We start from the raw sequence: 15,355 nt of genomic DNA, 5'->3' as shown, positions 1-15,355 counted from the left end.
GTCAGCCCCCTGCCCTGCGACGCTGCCACGCTTGCAGGCCATTGATGACCAGCAGCAGCAGGAAGGAAATGACCAGCATCACCAGCGCGACGGCGGTGGCGCCCGCGTAGTCGTACTGCTCCAGCTTGCCGATGATGATGAGCGGCGTGATCTCCGAAATCATCGGCATGTTGCCGGCGATGAAGATCACCGAACCGTACTCGCCGATGGCGCGTGCGAAGGCCATGGCAAAGCCGGTGAGCAATGCGGGGCCGATGGAAGGCAGGATCACCTTGGTGAAGGTCTGCAGACGCGTCGCGCCCAGCGAGGTGGCGGCTTCTTCGAGTTCTTTCTCGGCGTCTTCGAGCACCGGCTGCACCGTGCGCACCACGAACGGCAGCCCGATGAAGATCAGCGCGATCACGATGCCCGCCGGCGTGAAGGCCAGCTTGATGCCGTGCGGCTCGAGCAGTTGCCCGATCCAGCCATTGCCCGCGAGCAGCGCCGTGAGCGAGATGCCGGCCACGGCCGTGGGCAGCGCGAACGGCAGGTCGACCAGCGCATCGACGATGCGCTTGCCCGGAAACTTGTAGCGCACCAGCACCCAGGCCACCAGCAGGCCGAACACCGCATTCACGATGGCCGCAAGCAGCGAGGCGCCGAAGGTCAGGCGGTAGGAGGCCATCACGCGCGGTGCGGTCACGGCCACCCAGAACTGCTCCCAGGTCAGCGTGAAGGTCTTGAAGACCAGCGCCGACAGCGGGATCAGCACGATCAGGCTCAGGTACAGAACCGAGAAGCCGAGCGTGATGTGGAAACCGGGCAGCACGCGCTTGGCGCCTCCTGCCCGGTTGGCACGCGAAAGCGGCGCTCCCGTGGACGGGAGCGCCGAAGAAACTGCGCCGCTCATTTACTTTGCGCCAGGCGTGTAGAGCTTGTCGAACTGGCCGCCGTCGTTGAAGTGCACCTTCTGCGCTTCGGTCAGGCTGCCGAACAGTTCCTGCACGGTGAAGAGCTGCAGCGGCTTGAAGGTCGCGGCGTGCTTCTTGAGCACAGCTTGCGAACGCGGGCGCAGCGCATGCTTGGCGGCGATTTCCTGCGCTTCTTCGGAATAGAGCCAATCGAGGTAGGCCTTGGCGAGCTCGCCGGTGCCCTTCTTGTTGACCGTGCGCTCGACCACGGCAACCGGGTTCTCGGCCACGATGCTGATCGACGGGTACACCGAGTCGACCTTGCCGGTGCCGAATTCGCGGTCGATGGAGACCACTTCCGATTCAAAGGTGATCAGCGCGTCGCCGATGTTGCGTTGCAGGAAGGCGGTGGTGGCGTCGCGGCCGCCGCGCGCCAGCACCGGGGTGTTCTTGAAGAGCTTGCCCACGAACTCGGCGGCCTGTGCATCGGTGCCGCCCTTCTTCTTGATATAGCCCCAGGCCGCCAGGTAGGCATAGCGTCCGTTGCCGCCGGTCTTGGGATTGACGATCACGACCTGGATGCCGGGCTTGACGAGGTCGTCCCAGTCCTTGATGCCCTTGGGGTTGCCGTTGCGCACGAGGAACAGCATGGTCGAGGTGGTCGGCGATGCGTTCTCGGGGAATTTCTTGTTCCAGTCCTTGGCGACCACGCCGGCGTTGGCGAGGAAATCGATGTCGGTCGAGGTGTTCATGGTCACCACATCGGCATCGAGGCCGTCGGCCACCGAGCGCGCCTGCGCGCTGGAGCCGCCGTGCGACTGGTCGATCTTCACGTCCTTGCCGGTGGCCTTCTTGTAGTGCGCCACGAACGCTGCGTTGTAGTCCTTGTAGAACTCGCGGGCCACGTCGTACGAGGCGTTCAGCAGTGTCGTGCCTTGGGCGAAGGCGCTGCTGCCGGCGAGTGCGGAGGACGCCAGCGCGAGCACGGCGACGAAGGTCTTGATTCTGGAAGTCATGTGATTGCCAAGGTTTCTGAAAAATCACGGCCCGCCGACCAGGCGGCGGGCTCGTCGGTCAAGGATTGGAGCAAGGCCAGGCCGAGCGGCCAGTCCCCGTGCCCCGAATCGATGTTGATGTGGCCCGCATTCTGCATGCGCACGAACTCGCTGCCCCAGGCCCGCGAATATGCACCTGCCAGCCGGATCGGGCAGTAGGGGTCGTTGCTGCTGGCCACCACGATGCTGCGGTACGGCAGCGTCGCGTAGGGCACGGGCGCGAAGTCGGAGAGCACCGCGCGGCGCTCGGGGTCGGCCGGCGCCACCAGCAGCGCGCCCTGGATGCGGGCGGCGGCTTCGGGCGGCAGGTGCGCCGTTGCGATGCAGCCCAGGCTGTGCGCCGCGATCACCACCGGCCCGGGCGTCTCGAGCACCAGCTTGGCAAGCGCCGGCACCCAGGCATCGCGCTTGGGCGAGGCCCAGTCGTCCTGCACCACCCGCGCGGCGCCCGGGATGCGCTCTTCCCAAAGGCTCTGCCAGTGGCCGGGTCCGGAGTCTCTCCAGCCGGGGACGATGACGACGCGCGTCTGCATCTGCGAATGCCGCCTGTGCCGCTTACTTGTTGGGCTGCGGCGTGATGCGCAGGTAGGGCTTCACGGCCTTGAAGCCCTTGGGGAAGCGCTCGGCCAGCTCGGCCGGGTCCTGGATGCTGGGGACGATGACCACGTCGTCGCCGTCCTTCCAGTTCACCGGGGTCGCCACCTTGTGGCTGTCGGTGAGCTGCAGGGAGTCGATCACGCGCAGGATCTCGTCGAAGTTGCGGCCGGTCGATGCCGGGTAGGTGATGGTGGTGCGGATCACCTTCTTCGGATCGATGATGAACACGCTGCGAACGGTGGCGGTGGCCGAGGCGTTCGGGTGGATCAGGTCGTACAGGTCGGCCACCTTGCGGTCGGCGTCCGCAATGATCGGGAAGTTGACCGTGGTGTTCTGCGTTTCGTTGATGTCGCCGATCCATTCCTTGTGCTTGGTGGCCGGATCGACGCTCAGCGCGATGGGCTTGACGCCGCGCTTGGCGAATTCGCCCGACAGCGCCGCCGTCTTGCCCAGTTCGGTGGTGCACACGGGCGTGAAATCGGCCGGATGCGAGAAGAACACGACCCATGAATCGCCAGCCCACTGATAGAAGTCGAGGGAGCCTTCGCTGGAGTCCTGGGTGAAATTAGGGGCGGTATCGCCGAGTCGCAGAGTAGCCATGGTCGCTCCTGGATGGATGGGAGCCCTGGATTGTGCGAAGCCCGGCAAGGATGACAAACGAATATCTACTTGTTTGGTTATGTCGGTTTCCGCATATCGGGGTGGGAATTGCAGGGTTCCCCGTCCGGCCTGAGCAAAGGCGCGCCCTCGATGCCCTGCAGGTGCTCGAACAGGAAATCGATCAGCCGCCGCACCGCCGGCACCAGCGCGCGCCGCGGCGGGAACACCATGTGCGCGATGGCTTCCTCCGGCCCCCAGTCGCACAGCACTTTTTCCAGCCGGCCCGCCTCGACATCGGCCGCGCACATGTAGCCCGGCAGCATCGTGGCGCCGATGCCGGCGATCGCGGCGATCTGCAGCGTCGCGATGTCATCCGCCACGTAGCGCGGCGTGTGGGTGTGGACATAGGTCTTGCCTTTGGGGCCCGACAGCCGCCATTCGGCGCGGCCCTCGCCGTTGACCGACATCGCCATGGTGTCCAGCCGCGCGAGATCGGCCGGCGTTTCCACCGGCCCCTGCCGCTGCATCAGCGCCGGACTGGCTACCAGCACCCCGCGGCCGGTGCCCAGGATCTTGGCCACCAGCGTGGCGCTTTCCTCGACCACGGGCCGCACGCGCAGCGCGATGTCGAAGCCCTCCTCGATCAGGTCCACCGGACGATTGATGACCCGCACATCGACCCGCACCGCCGGATAGCGCTCCATGAAGAGCGGCAGCAACTGGGCCACCCCGCTGTACGCCATCGTGATCGGCACGCTCAGCCGCACCAGCCCGCTCGGCTCGTTCTGCACCTGCGCCACCGATTCGGCCGCGGCCTGCGCCGCATCGCGCATGGCGGCGGCGTGCCGCAGGTAGATCTCGCCGGCCGGCGTGAGCGACAGGCGCCGGGTGCTGCGCTGCATGAGCTGCACACCCAGGCGCTCCTCCAGTTCCGCCACGCGGCGCGACAGGCGCGACTTGGGAATGCCGAGCGCCCGGCTGGCCGCGGCAAACCCGCCCCGCTCGGCCACTTCGGCGAAAAAAACCATGTCATTGAGGTCTTGCATGGCAGCAATTGTCCTGCAATCAGGACGATCTATACAAATTTTGGCTACTTATCAATCAATCGACTCAAAAATAGAATTCTCCCAACGCCGGCCACTTTGAGCGCCGACACCATCCACTCGAAAGTGATTGATATGAAGCTGCTCCACGTTGACTCCAGCATCCTCGGTGCCTACTCGACCTCCCGCCTGCTGACGGCGGAAACCGTCGCCGCCTGGAAAGCCGCGCACCCCGACACCACCGTCGAATACCTCGACCTCGCCGTCGACGCCCCGGGCCACTTCACCGCCGACGCCCTGGCCATCAAGACCGGCCCGCAGGCAGAACCCACCGAAGCCCAGCAGCGCGAGAACGCGCTGTCCGAAAAGCTGGTGAGCCAGTTCCTGGCCGCCGACGTGATCGTCATCGGCGCCCCGCTCTACAACTTCTCGATCCCGACCCAGCTCAAGGCCTGGATCGACCGCCTCGGCCAGGTCGGCCGCACCTTCAAGTACACCGAGACCGGCCCCGTGGGCCTGGCCGGCGGCAAGACCGTGATCGTGGCTTCCAGCCGCGGCGGCATCTACTCGACCAGCGACTGGGGCCAGGGCGCCGAACACCAGGAGAGCTACCTCAAGGTGGTCTTCGGCTTCTTCGGCATCACCGACGTGCGCATCGTGCGTGCCGAAGGCGTGGCGATGGGCGACGAGCCGAAGGCCGCCGCGCTGACGTCGGCGCGTTCGGACATCCTGGTGGCGACGGCGGAAGCCGCGAACCAGAAGGATGTGGCCCAGGTGGCCTGAGACAAGCCTCGGCTCCAAAAGAAGAAAGCCGCCCTCGGGCGGCTTTCTTCATGGGCGCCTGTCGGCACCCGATTCAATGGGTTCGTCGTCGATCAGACAGCCGAATGGCTCTTGACCCACGCCACGTACTTGTCCATCCACCCCTGCAGGAACTTCTTCGAGCCTTCGTTGCCGATGTGGCCCTTGTCGTCGAACAGGTCGTCCTTGGTCTGCAGGAACACTTCGGGCGAGCCCAGCGTGGGCACGTCGAGGTACGCCAGGATGTTGCGCAGGTGTTGCTGTGCCAGCGCGGTGCCGATGGCGCCCACCGAGATGCCGACCACGCCGGCCGGCTTGCCGCCCCAGACGCTCTGGCCGTAGGGGCGCGAGGCGTGGTCGATGGCGTTCTTCAGCACGCCGGGGATCGAGCGGTTGTATTCGGGCGTGACGAACAAGAGGCCCTGTGCGGCCGCGATCTCGCTCTTCAGGCGCTTCACGGCGGGCGCCTGGTTGCCGTCGTCGTCCTGGTTGTAGAGCGGCAGGTCGTCGATGCGCAGGTGTTCGAAGGTGAAGTCCGAGGGCGCGAGGTGAGCCAGCGCGAGCGCGAGCTTCTGGTTGAACGAATCCTTGCGAAGGCTGCCGACAACGACGGCGATCCGGGTCTGTGCCATGGGTAAAACTCCTTGGTGTGAATGAGAGATCTGGAGGGAAGGTCCGAAGGACGAAAGCGATTATGCGAATCGCCCATGACCTTTTCTGGAAAAGCTCTTGTGCCGTGCCGCACCCTGAAAGATGCTGGTGGCCACGACCCAGCAAGCACTCGGCCGGCCTGGGCGAAGCGATTGCCGACCAGGTGCTCGGCCGCGCATGTCCCACGGCCTCGACCTGCGCCCCTTTGCCCGCCGGCGCCTGCTGGAGAAGGAAACTGCCTAGAGCGGCCCGGCGCGAACGCGGGCATCATCGTTCCAGATCCTTTTTTGATTTCTGGAGCGATTCGCGATGAGATTTCTGGTGGTGGGTGCCGGTGCACTCGGTGGTTATTTCGGCGGCCGCTTGCTGGAGGCCGGGCGCGATGTGACCTTTCTTCTTCGTCCCCGCCGCGCGGCCCAGCTCGCGAAGACCGGGCTCGTGGTGCAGAGCCCTTTCGGCAACCTCGAGCTTCCTGCACCGAAGCAAGTGCTGGCCGAGAACATCGACGGCCCCTATGACGTGGTCGTCGTCGGCAGCAAGGCCTACGACCTCGACTCGACGATGGATTCGTTCGCGCCCGCAGTCGGCCCGAATACCGTGATCCTCCCGCTCCTCAATGGCATGAAACACATCGACCAACTGGTCGAACGCTTCGGCGACGAGCGCGTGCTCGGCGGCCTCTGCATGATCTCGGCCACGCTGGACGACGAAGGCCGCGTGCTGCACCTGAACGACATGCACGGCCTGAGCTACGGCGAGCGCGCCGGCGGACGCTCGGCGCGGGTCGATGCCATCGCGGCCCAGTTCGCCGGCGCGAAGTTCGACGCCACCGCGAGCGAAACCATCGCGCAGGACATGTGGGAGAAGTGGGTCTTCATCGCCTCCGCGGCGGGCCTCACGAGCCTGATGCGCGCGTCCATCGGCGACATCGTCGCGGCCGGCGGCCAGGACGTGGCGCTCTCGATCTTCGACGAATGCTGTGCCATCGCCACGCACAACGGCTTCGCGCCGCGCCCCGCGGCCATCCAGCGGGGCCGCGCGGTAGTAACAACGGCCGGCTCGCCGATGACGGCATCGATGTACAAGGACATGGTCCGCGGCGCGGCGGTCGAGGCCGACCACATCGTCGGCGACCTCCTCGGCCGCGCGCCCCAGAGCGATTCGCCCGTGCCCACGGTGCTGCGCACCGCGTACGTCCACCTCAAGGCCTACGAAGCCCGCCGCGCCCGCGAGGCCGGCTGATCCCGAACCCGCGATCCCACGCCCACCCGACTCACCCGACTCACCCGACTCACCCGACCATGGCCGACGCGCTCGCCTTCCTCCACACGGCCAAGTCGCATGTGCAGACCTTTGGCCGCCTGGTCCACGAGATGGCGCCCGAACTGGAGGTGCGCCACCTGGTGATGGAAGAGCTCCTGGACGATGCGCGCGTCGTGGGCGTCGACAACGCGGCGCTGGTCAGGCGCGTGCAGGAGGCCATGCGCGAGGCGGCGTCGGACGGTGCCGCGGTGGTCGTGTGCACCTGTTCGACCATCGGCGGCATCGCCGAGAAAACCGCCACCGGCGGCGCCTTCTCGGCCCTGCGCATCGACCGCGCCATGGCCGACCGCGCGGTGCGCACCGGCCCGCGCGTGCTGATCGTCGCGGCCGTCGAAAGCACGCTGGAGCCGACAACGGCGCTGATCCTCTCGGCGGCGACGCAGGCCGGCGTCGGCACGCGGCCGCGCGCTGCTCGTCGAAGAGGCATGGACGCATTTCCAGGCCGGTGACACCGGCCGCTATGTGGAGACGCTGGCAGCCGCGATCCGCGGAGCGGTCGGCAAGGCCGATGTCGTCGTGCTGGCGCAGGCTTCGATGGCGCCGGTGACGCCCCTGCTTGCCGACCTCGGCATCGATGTGCTCAGCAGCCCGGGATTGGGCGTTGCGCATGCGGTGGCAACGCTGCGGGCGTCGGGCACTGCGTGGAATCTCAGTACCATTAATGCGCCGTGATGGCTTCGAGTATCTATTCATAAAAATATTCATATAACTTGAATACGTCAATGAGGAATAGGATAATTTATCTATTCACTTTGATATTCAATGCCTCTCCCCGCACCATCCCAGAACGCCGCCGCCGTGCTTGCGTTCGTCCGCGCACAGGGTGCGGTCACCAGCGCCGAGATACAGGCTCACCTCGGTGTCAGCCAGGCGACTGCCTCGCGAACCTTGGCACCGCTCATCCGCAGCGCGGAAATGCTCAAGGTGGGCGCCGCACGCTCCCAGATGTATGTGGTTCCGCGGCATGTCGAGCGCGTCGGCACCGAAGTGCCGGTCGTCAAGATCGATGACGCAGGCAATGCCTTGCCATTCGGCCGCATCGTTCCCCTCCAGGGCGGCCGTTGCTGGATGGACGAGCAGAAGGGCCGCAGCGCGCTGCATGGCGGCCTGCCCTGGTTCCTGTCCGACATGCGTCCCCAGGGTTTCATCGGCCGCGCATTCGCCCAGGGTCACCCCGAACTGGGATTGCCTGCGAACCCCGAGCACTGGAACGACGACGACGTACTTCAGGCCCTCACCCTGTGCGGTGAAGACCTGCCCGGCAACTTGGTCGTCGGAGCGGAATCGTTCCGTCGCTTTCACGCCATGGCAGCGCAACCTGCGCACGAAGTTTCCGTCGCCGATTACCCGTCCATGGCAGACAGCGCGATGCAAGGCACGCTGCCGGGGTCGTCAGCAGGCGGGGAGCAACCGAAGTTCTGCACGGTGCGCGATGGCAAGCAGGTCATCGTCAAGTTCTCGCCGGCCGGCGCATCGCCGGTCGACCGTCGTTCGCGCGATTTGCTCGTCTGCGAGCACCTGGCGCTGTCCGCACTCGCCGAGGCCGGCGTGGCCGCTGCTGCGACACGCCTTTTCATCGAGGGCGGCCGCGTGTTCCTGGAAGTCGAACGCTTCGACCGCTCGGCGCGAGGCCGCATCGGCATGGTGTCGCTGATGGCGTACGACTCCCAATACATCGGCAAGATCGACAACTGGGCGGCTACCGCCAACCGGATGGCCTCGCGCGGCCTGTTGCTCGCCGACGATGCACAGCGCTTGCGGTTCCTCGAGGCTTTCGGCCGGCTCATCGGCAACACCGACCGCCACTACGGCAACATCTCGCTGCTCATCGAAGGCAGCGACTGGCGGCTCGCTCCAGCCTACGATGTGCTTCCTACGCTGTATGCGCCCACGAGCGGCGAATTACCGCCGCGCGAATTGGCGACCACAGGATTGCAGCCGACAGTCGAAACCCTGCAGGAGTGGCCCCGTGCTCGACAACTGGCAAGCTTGTTTTGGCAAACCGCTGCAACCGATGACCGCATCTCTGCGGCGTTCCGTACGCTCGCGCGGCAGAACGCACGGCTCATTGGTGAAATGTCGGGCGCCTGAATCGGCAAGCCGGCAGCTACTCCGACTTGAGGATCGTCTCCCCCTTCAGCGTCCCCATGTCCCGCGTGTTGAAGCGATGCCGCTTCCACCCCGCCCAGGTGCGGCGGAAGTTCGCGAGCGAGATGCCGTAATACAGCACCTTGAACATCCGCAGCGCTCCCCACATCGGCGTGCCCTTGTAGATGTCGCCGGCCAGGAGCGACATCAGCGCCTCCTTCACCCTGAACGGATTGCCCGGGTGCATGAACATGTCGCGGATGGTCGGGTTCGTCACGCGGTAGATGAACCACGAATACTCGCGCGGGCCCTTGCGCATCATGGCCTCGAAGCCCTGGCGTGCGGCGGCCAGTTCGGCCGGCTGGTCGAGCGCGGTGGCCACGAGCTCGGCGCCGTCGAAGGCGCTGTGCATCGCGAGGTACACGCCTGATGAAAACATCGGGTCGATGAAAGTGAAGGCGTCGCCCAGCAAGAGGTAGCGGTCGCCCGTCGCGTGCGTGCTCGAGTACGAGAAGTTGCCGGTGGCATGCACCGCGTCGTCGACCAGCGTGGCGTTCTTCAGGCGGTCTGCCAATACGGGGCACAGCGCGATGGTGTCGTAGAAGAAATCCTTCAGCGGCTTGTCACGCGTCTTGAGGTAGTACGGCCAGCAGACCGCGCCCACGCTGGTGGTGCCGTCGGCCAGCGGAATGAACCAGAACCAGCCGTGCGGAAACCAGCAGATGCTGATGTTGCCTTCCTTCTTGCCCTCCAGCCGCTCGGCGTTCGTGAAGTGGCCGAAGACTGCCGTGCTGTTGTGGTCGGGGTTCTTTTCCTTGCAGCGGAATTTGTTGGCCAGGAGCGTGTCGCGGCCGGTGGCATCGACCACGAAGCGGGCGCGCCAACTGCGCTTGGTGCCGTCGTCCATCTCGGCCTTGACGGTCGCACCGTCGGCGTCGAACGCCACATCGCGCACCTTGCAGCCTTCGATGGTTTCTGCGCCGCGCGTGGCGGCGTTGCGGAACAGCAGCTCGTCGAGCTCCGAGCGGCGCACCTGCCAGGCGGAGTCGAGCGACTTGTCCCAGCCCTCGGCAAAGTCCACGTAGCTGCGGTGCTCGTGCTCCGGCGAGACGAACTCGATGCCGAACTTGGGCATGCCGATTTTTTCGACCTGGTTGCGCACGCCGAGCCTGTCGAAGAGTTCGACGTTCGCGGGCAGCAGCGATTCGCCGATGTGAAAACGCGGGTGGTGCGCCTTCTCCAGCAGCACCACCTTGCGGCCTTGCTGCGCCAGCAGCGCCGCAGCGGTCGACCCGGCGGGGCCGCCGCCGATCACGATCACGTCGCAGGAATCTTCGTTGGCATGCGGGCTGGCAAGGGAGGCTTCGGTCGAAGACATTCAGGCGGTACAACTCGTTTTACAAGGCTGAGCAGCATAACGCCCTCCGCTCGTGTACAGGCCCCGTGCAAATGCGCTTGCGATATCCCGGACGAGACACAGCGTTGGCAGAGCAACAAAAAAGAACGGCGGCCATGAAGGCCGCCGTATCGGGGGAACACGTTTTCGCTCAGCCAGCGCGTCGCTGCCCTGCGAGACGCCGCACCACGGCGATCAGGCGATCCACCTCGTCGAAGGTGTTATAGAACGCGAGCGAGGGTCGCACCGTCGTTTCGACACCGAAGCGCCGCAGGATCGGCTGCGCGCAGTGGTGGCCCGTGCGCACCGCGATGCCTTCGTCGTTCAGCGCATGGCCCACCTCTTCGGTGGTGTAGCCGTCGAGCACGAAGGACATCACGCTGGCCTTGTCGGCCGCCGTGCCGATCAGCCGCACACCCGGGATCGCACCGAGCTTCTGCATGCCGTACACGAGCAGGTCGTGTTCGTAGCGCGCGATGTTCTCGATGCCGACCTTGTTGACGTAGTCGATCGCAGCGCCCAGGCCCACCGCATCGGCGATGTTGCCGGTGCCGGCCTCGAACTTGTTCGGGATCGGCTGGAATACGGTCTTCTCGAAGGTGACGTCGGCAATCATGTTGCCGCCGCCCTGCCACGGGGGCATGTCCTCGAGCACTTCGCGCTTGCCCCAGACCACGCCGATGCCGGTCGGGCCGAACACCTTGTGGCCCGAGAACACGAAGAAGTCGGCACCGATGTCCTGCACGTCCACCCGCATGTGCGAAACCGACTGCGCGCCGTCGACCAGCGCCTTGGCGCCGGCGCGATGCGCGAGCTCGACGATCTCCTTCACCGGCACCACGGTGCCCAGTGCGTTGGAGACCTGAGTGACAGCAACGATCTTGGTGCGGTCGTTCAAGAGCTTGCGATATTCGTCGAGCAGCACCTGGCCCGAATCGTCCACCGGAATCACGCGCAGCTTCGCGCCCTTGGCGGCGGCGAGCTGCTGCCACGGCACGATGTTGGCGTGGTGCTCGAGGTTCGAGACGATGATTTCGTCGCCCTCGCCCACGTGCTGCCCGCCCCAGCTCTTGGCCACGAGGTTGATGGCCTCGGTGGTGCCGCGCACGAAGATCACTTCTTCGACTTCGGGTGCGTTGATGAACGTGCGAACCCGCTCCCGTGCGCCTTCGTACGCATCGGTCGCACGCGCAGCAAGCTCATGCGCCGCGCGATGGATGTTCGAGTTCTCGTGTGCGTAGAAGTACGCAATGCGGTCGATGACCGACTGCGGCTTGTGCGTCGTGGCCGCGTTGTCGAACCACACGAGTTGCTTGCCGTTCACGCGCTCCTGCAGGATGGGGAAGTCGCGGCGCACGGCGTTGACGTCGAACGGCGGATGCTGGCCGCTGCCGGCGAGCGGCGCGGCGTCGGGGCCGCGCGGGTCCGGCTTGGCCGGCGTGACGAAGCCGTTGGGCAAGCGCACCGCATCGACGAAGTAGAACTGCGCATCGCGACCTGCCGATGCCGACGGCGGGCTCGGCGGCAGCGCGGGTTGAGCAGTCGGTGCCGCCAAGCCTGCGAACGGATCATGAATCGCGAAGCCATCGCTGGCACCGGCCGTCGGATGTCCGTAGCTGTTGTTCAGGAAGTAGAACGGCGATGCCGCTGCCGTCTGCGGTGCAGAGGGTGCCAGAGGCGCACCGACCTGCTGCGGCACGCCCAGCACCGTGCCACCCAGGCGCGGCTCGAAGGCCGGCGCCACGGACAACACGCTGTCCGGCACGCCATTGCCCGCGACCGCATGCGGCAGCAAGGCCGGCGCGCGGTTCGCGAGCGAAGGCAACTGGGTCGGCGATGCGGGCAGCACGTTAGCGCCCGGGATCTGCCCTTGCGGAATCGGCGTGCCCGGCACGCTCGGCCCGAAGCCGGCGGGGCTCACGAGCGGCGAGCCCGGCGGCGCGATGTTGGACGGGAACTGCGCGCCCGGCACCAACCCGCTCACCACGCCGGGCAAGGAGGTGGGTGCCGTGCCTGGCAACGCAGAGAACATGGCGCTCGCCATGCGCGCGAGGATGGCCGGATCGAACGGCGCCTCGCCCGGAATCGTGGGTGTACTCACCGCGGCTTACTTGTAGGTGTCGGGATAGTCGTGGTACTTGCCGATCTCGACATCGTCGAGCACCGCCAGCGCGTCGGTGGTCAGCACCGCGAGCGAGCAATACAGCGAGATCAGGTATGACGCGATCGCATGGTTGTTGATGCCCATGAAGCGCACCGACAGGCCCGGGCTCTGCTCGCCCGAGAGGCCCGGCTGGAACAGGCCCACCACGCCCTGGCGCTTGTCGCCCACGCGCAGCAGCAGGATCTTGCTCTTGCCGTCGGCCACCGGCACCTTGTTCGACGGAATCAGCGGAATGCCGCGCCAGGTGATGAACTGCGAACCGAAGAGGCTCACGGTCGGCGGCGGCGTGCCGCGGCGCGTGGCTTCGCGGCCGAAGGCGGCAATGGCGAGCGGGTGCGTGAGGAAGAACGCGGGCTCCTTCCACACTTTGGTCAGCAGCTCGTCGAGGTCGTCGGGCGTGGGTGCGCCGGTCAGCGGGAAGATGCGCTGCTCGTCGGTCACCTGGGCCAGCAGGCCGTAGTCGGGGTTGTTGATGAGCTCGCTCTCCTGGTTCTCCTTGATCGTTTCGATCGTGAGACGCAGCTGCTCCTTGATCTGGTCGTGCGGGCTGCTGTAGAGGTCGGAGATGCGGGTGTGCACGTCGAGCACGGTGCTCACGGCATTGAGGTAGTGCTCGCGCGGGTTTTCTTCGTAGTCGACGAAGGTGCGCGGCAGCTGGTTTTCTTCTTCGCGCGAGGTGCAGGTGACCTTGATCGACTCGGGATTCTTGACCTTGTTGACGCGGTAGATGCCCGCTTCCACCGGCACCCATTGCAGGAGGTGCGTCAGCCAGCGCGGGCTGATGGTCTCAAGCTGGGGAACTGTCTTGGTGGCATTGGCTAGCTGGCGTGCGGCGTTGTCGCCAAGGGCGGTGGTACCACCGACTGTTGCGCTCATGTATTAAAGCTCCGTGAATGATGGGCAGGGGGTAAGAAGAAATTGGTCGCCAGTGTCCGGGCGCCAAGGGTTTCCCCTCAACAGGCTATAGCCGCCAAGTTGATCCGCCTTGCAAGGCGCGATTGCTCCAGTTGCTCGCAGCGCGCGAGCAGGTTCACGATGTTGATGCCGAGTGCGGTCGCGAGCTTCTGCGCGGTGACGATCGACGGGATCACGCGGCCGCGTTCCACCTCGCCCACATACGAGCGATTGAGATCCGAGCGCTCTGCAAGCTGCTCCTGCGACCAGCCGTTCGCCTCGCGCAGCTGGCGTACGGTGACGCCGAAATCTTCGACAAAGGCTTTCATGGCGCGCTCGCTTTCGGTGCGTTCTGCAAACTGGCCTGGGTCACGCTCGCGCCCGGCTTCACGTCGTCGGTGATCCACACATTGCCGCCGATGACGGCACCCTTGCCGAGCGTCACGCGGCCGAGAATGGTCGCGCCCGCATAGATGACCACGTCGTCTTCCACCACCGGATGCCGCGGCAGTCCCTTCTGCAGGTTGCCTTCGGTGTCGGTGGGAAAGCGCTTGGCACCGAGCGTCACGGCCTGGTAGAGCCGCACGCGCTTGCCGATGACCGCCGTCTCGCCGATCACGACGCCCGTCCCGTGGTCGATGAAGAAACCCGCGTCGATCTGCGCACCGGGATGGATGTCGATGCCAGTCTGTCCATGCGCGAGTTCGGCCACGATGCGCGCGAGCAACGGCAGATCGAGCTTGTAGAGCTGGTGCGCGAGGCGGTGATGGATCATCGCGAGCACACCCGGATAGCACAGCAGCACCTCGTCGACGCTGCGCGCGGCCGGGTCGCCCTGGTAGGCCGCGAGCACGTCGCTGTCGAGCAGTCGGCGCAGGCCAGGCAGCGCATTCGCGAACTGGCGCACGGCTTCGGTGGCCGCGTCGTCGATCTCGCTTGCGGGGCGCGGTTCGAGGCGCGCATTGAAATTGAGTTCCAGCCGTGCCTGCACCAGGAGCGCCTGCAACGCGGCATCGAGCGTGTGGCCGACGTAGAAGTCCTCGCTCTCGTGGCGCAGGTCCGGCGGGCCAAGCCGCATCGGAAAGAGCGCGCCTTTCAGCGACTCCACGATCTGCGTGAGCGCATCCCGCGATGGAAATTCGCGCGCGCCGGGCTCTCGCGAGCGCCGTTGTGAATCGCGCCACTCGTCCGGCACGCCATGCAGCGCGCGCACGATGTCGCCTACCTCGAAATGGGCCATGTGTTTTTTCTCCCTGAATCGTCTTGTGTGAATTCTTGTGTGGGGCGCAGTCAGTCCTGCACCCAGGGCAGCTTGTGGAAGCGCCAGCCGTCCGCACCGCCGCGGTGCTGATCGGCATCGATCTCGCCCTCGAAGCCTTCGAGCACATTGAAGACGTTGGTGAAGCCAGCCTTCGCGGCCGCCTCCGCGGCGAGCGCCGAACGCTTGCCGCTGCGGCACAGCAACAGTGCCACTGCATCCTTGCCGCCCTCCTTGGCGAGCTTGGCTTCCAGCTCGCGCACGAAGCGCGGATTGCGCGTGAGCGCAGTGCCGGTGGCCCAGGCCACATGCAGGCTTTCGGGCACATGGCCGACGAACTTTCGTTCCTCGCCCGAGCGCACGTCGACCAGCACGGCCTGGCCTTTCTGCACGAGGTCCCAGGCCACGGTCGGCGTTACGCCGCCGGCATAAGGCCATTGGTTTTCGGCGGCAATGGCGCGCGCCTGTTCAAGTGCTTCGGGCAGGACGAGTTCTTCAACTTCCACTGACATGCTGTGCGGCTCCTGTTGTGCGTTGGAATTCGCCTTTGATGGCGATGACCACCACTTTAGGAGCGCCGCCCAGAACCTCAAAC

The 15,355-nt window shown here is 65.8% G+C and carries 17 protein-coding genes; 5 read left to right on the top strand and 12 right to left on the bottom strand.

All coding sequences use genetic code 11. The features are described from left to right. Position 1: 1 nt before the first annotated feature. From cysT to VARPA_RS13485, 5 genes are all read right to left on the bottom strand, one after another. Entirely contained in the window at positions 2–889 is an 888-nt protein-coding gene (cysT, locus tag VARPA_RS13505) for a sulfate ABC transporter permease subunit CysT (RefSeq protein ID WP_013541123.1), read from the bottom strand. Next, positions 890–1,906 (bottom strand): sulfate ABC transporter substrate-binding protein, encoded by a 1,017-nt coding sequence (locus tag VARPA_RS13500; protein ID WP_013541122.1) that lies wholly within the window; start codon positions 1,904–1,906, stop codon positions 890–892. Next, positions 1,903–2,478 (bottom strand): RBBP9/YdeN family alpha/beta hydrolase, encoded by a 576-nt coding sequence (locus VARPA_RS13495; protein WP_013541121.1) that lies wholly within the window; start codon positions 2,476–2,478, stop codon positions 1,903–1,905. Before VARPA_RS13495 ends, VARPA_RS13500 begins: the two co-directional genes overlap by 4 nt. Before the next feature lie 22 nt (positions 2,479–2,500). Next, positions 2,501–3,142 carry a peroxiredoxin gene (locus tag VARPA_RS13490; RefSeq protein WP_013541120.1) on the bottom strand — a complete coding sequence of 214 codons (642 nt, stop codon included), beginning with the start codon at positions 3,140–3,142 and terminating at the stop codon, positions 2,501–2,503. Between the two features lie 77 nt (positions 3,143–3,219). Continuing rightward, entirely contained in the window at positions 3,220–4,188 is a 969-nt protein-coding gene (locus VARPA_RS13485; RefSeq protein WP_013541119.1) for a LysR family transcriptional regulator, read from the bottom strand. Between the two features lie 132 nt (positions 4,189–4,320). On the opposite strand from VARPA_RS13485, the gene VARPA_RS13480 reads away from it, so the two are divergent. Beyond that, the gene (locus VARPA_RS13480; protein ID WP_013541118.1) at positions 4,321–4,968 is read left to right on the top strand and encodes an FMN-dependent NADH-azoreductase; all 648 of its coding nucleotides are present in this window, start codon (positions 4,321–4,323) and stop codon (positions 4,966–4,968) included. Positions 4,969–5,060: 92 nt separating this feature from the next. On the opposite strand, the gene VARPA_RS13475 is transcribed toward VARPA_RS13480, so the two are convergent. Next, positions 5,061–5,618 carry an NADPH-dependent FMN reductase gene (locus tag VARPA_RS13475; RefSeq protein ID WP_013541117.1) on the bottom strand — a complete coding sequence of 186 codons (558 nt, stop codon included), beginning with the start codon at positions 5,616–5,618 and terminating at the stop codon, positions 5,061–5,063. Positions 5,619–5,946: 328 nt separating this feature from the next. Between VARPA_RS13475 and panE the strand changes: the two genes are divergently transcribed. The 4 genes from panE to yjjJ all read left to right on the top strand — a co-directional run bounded on the left by panE (position 5,947) and on the right by yjjJ (position 9,051). Next, on the top strand, positions 5,947–6,879 hold the full coding sequence (gene panE / locus VARPA_RS13470; RefSeq protein WP_013541116.1) for a 2-dehydropantoate 2-reductase: 933 nt from the start codon (positions 5,947–5,949) through the stop codon (positions 6,877–6,879). Between the two features lie 59 nt (positions 6,880–6,938). After that, on the top strand, positions 6,939–7,409 hold the full coding sequence (locus tag VARPA_RS13465; RefSeq protein ID WP_234975007.1) for a hypothetical protein: 471 nt from the start codon (positions 6,939–6,941) through the stop codon (positions 7,407–7,409). 13 nt (positions 7,410–7,422) lie between these two features. Then, complete coding sequence (locus VARPA_RS31615) at positions 7,423–7,632, top strand: hypothetical protein (RefSeq protein WP_234975006.1); 210 nt, start codon at positions 7,423–7,425, stop codon at positions 7,630–7,632. Between the two features lie 90 nt (positions 7,633–7,722). Further along, positions 7,723–9,051 carry a type II toxin-antitoxin system HipA family toxin YjjJ gene (gene yjjJ / locus VARPA_RS13460; protein WP_013541115.1) on the top strand — a complete coding sequence of 443 codons (1,329 nt, stop codon included), beginning with the start codon at positions 7,723–7,725 and terminating at the stop codon, positions 9,049–9,051. A gap of 16 nt (positions 9,052–9,067) precedes the next feature. Here the strand turns inward: yjjJ and VARPA_RS13455 are convergent, their stop codons facing one another. From VARPA_RS13455 to VARPA_RS13430, 6 genes are all read right to left on the bottom strand, one after another. Further along, positions 9,068–10,426, bottom strand: a complete 1,359-nt coding sequence (locus VARPA_RS13455) for an NAD(P)/FAD-dependent oxidoreductase (protein WP_013541114.1) — start codon at positions 10,424–10,426, stop codon at positions 9,068–9,070. 169 nt (positions 10,427–10,595) lie between these two features. After that, positions 10,596–12,488: a family 2A encapsulin nanocompartment cargo protein cysteine desulfurase gene (locus VARPA_RS13450; protein ID WP_234975075.1), complete on the bottom strand. Its 1,893-nt coding sequence runs from the start codon at positions 12,486–12,488 to the stop codon at positions 10,596–10,598. A 63-nt stretch (positions 12,489–12,551) separates the two neighbouring features. Continuing rightward, on the bottom strand, positions 12,552–13,484 hold the full coding sequence (locus tag VARPA_RS13445; protein WP_013541112.1) for a family 2A encapsulin nanocompartment shell protein: 933 nt from the start codon (positions 13,482–13,484) through the stop codon (positions 12,552–12,554). A 77-nt stretch (positions 13,485–13,561) separates the two neighbouring features. Then, the gene (locus VARPA_RS13440) at positions 13,562–13,831 is read right to left on the bottom strand and encodes a helix-turn-helix domain-containing protein (protein ID WP_013541111.1); all 270 of its coding nucleotides are present in this window, start codon (positions 13,829–13,831) and stop codon (positions 13,562–13,564) included. Continuing rightward, positions 13,828–14,742: a serine O-acetyltransferase EpsC gene (gene epsC / locus VARPA_RS13435; protein WP_013541110.1), complete on the bottom strand. Its 915-nt coding sequence runs from the start codon at positions 14,740–14,742 to the stop codon at positions 13,828–13,830. The genes VARPA_RS13440 and epsC overlap by 4 nt, the downstream gene beginning before the upstream one ends. Before the next feature lie 50 nt (positions 14,743–14,792). Then, positions 14,793–15,272: a rhodanese-like domain-containing protein gene (locus VARPA_RS13430; protein WP_013541109.1), complete on the bottom strand. Its 480-nt coding sequence runs from the start codon at positions 15,270–15,272 to the stop codon at positions 14,793–14,795. Between the last annotated feature and the right edge of the window lie 83 nt (positions 15,273–15,355).

Source organism: Variovorax paradoxus EPS (assembly GCF_000184745.1).
Taxonomy (GTDB): Bacteria; Pseudomonadota; Gammaproteobacteria; order Burkholderiales; family Burkholderiaceae_C; genus Variovorax; species Variovorax paradoxus_C.
This window is presented reverse-complemented; position numbering and strand designations above follow the sequence as displayed.

Bases quoted from the DNA above. Each gene is read 5' to 3' on its own strand.
- cysT (WP_013541123.1), bottom strand. From the start codon at position 889: ATGAGCGGCGCAGTTTCTTCGGCGCTCCCGTCCACGGGAGCGCCGCTT.
- VARPA_RS13500 (WP_013541122.1), bottom strand. From the start codon at position 1,906: ATGACTTCCAGAATCAAGACCTTCGTCGCCGTGCTCGCGCTGGCGTCC.
- VARPA_RS13495 (WP_013541121.1), bottom strand. From the start codon at position 2,478: ATGCAGACGCGCGTCGTCATCGTCCCCGGCTGGAGAGACTCCGGACCC.
- VARPA_RS13490 (WP_013541120.1), bottom strand. From the start codon at position 3,142: ATGGCTACTCTGCGACTCGGCGATACCGCCCCTAATTTCACCCAGGAC.
- VARPA_RS13485 (WP_013541119.1), bottom strand. From the start codon at position 4,188: ATGCAAGACCTCAATGACATGGTTTTTTTCGCCGAAGTGGCCGAGCGG.
- VARPA_RS13480 (WP_013541118.1), top strand. From the start codon at position 4,321: ATGAAGCTGCTCCACGTTGACTCCAGCATCCTCGGTGCCTACTCGACC.
- VARPA_RS13475 (WP_013541117.1), bottom strand. From the start codon at position 5,618: ATGGCACAGACCCGGATCGCCGTCGTTGTCGGCAGCCTTCGCAAGGAT.
- panE (WP_013541116.1), top strand. From the start codon at position 5,947: ATGAGATTTCTGGTGGTGGGTGCCGGTGCACTCGGTGGTTATTTCGGC.
- VARPA_RS13465 (WP_234975007.1), top strand. From the start codon at position 6,939: ATGGCCGACGCGCTCGCCTTCCTCCACACGGCCAAGTCGCATGTGCAG.
- yjjJ (WP_013541115.1), top strand. From the start codon at position 7,723: ATGCCTCTCCCCGCACCATCCCAGAACGCCGCCGCCGTGCTTGCGTTC.
- VARPA_RS13455 (WP_013541114.1), bottom strand. From the start codon at position 10,426: ATGTCTTCGACCGAAGCCTCCCTTGCCAGCCCGCATGCCAACGAAGAT.
- VARPA_RS13450 (WP_234975075.1), bottom strand. From the start codon at position 12,488: ATGGCGAGCGCCATGTTCTCTGCGTTGCCAGGCACGGCACCCACCTCC.
- VARPA_RS13445 (WP_013541112.1), bottom strand. From the start codon at position 13,484: ATGAGCGCAACAGTCGGTGGTACCACCGCCCTTGGCGACAACGCCGCA.
- VARPA_RS13440 (WP_013541111.1), bottom strand. From the start codon at position 13,831: ATGAAAGCCTTTGTCGAAGATTTCGGCGTCACCGTACGCCAGCTGCGC.
- epsC (WP_013541110.1), bottom strand. From the start codon at position 14,742: ATGGCCCATTTCGAGGTAGGCGACATCGTGCGCGCGCTGCATGGCGTG.
- VARPA_RS13430 (WP_013541109.1), bottom strand. From the start codon at position 15,272: ATGTCAGTGGAAGTTGAAGAACTCGTCCTGCCCGAAGCACTTGAACAG.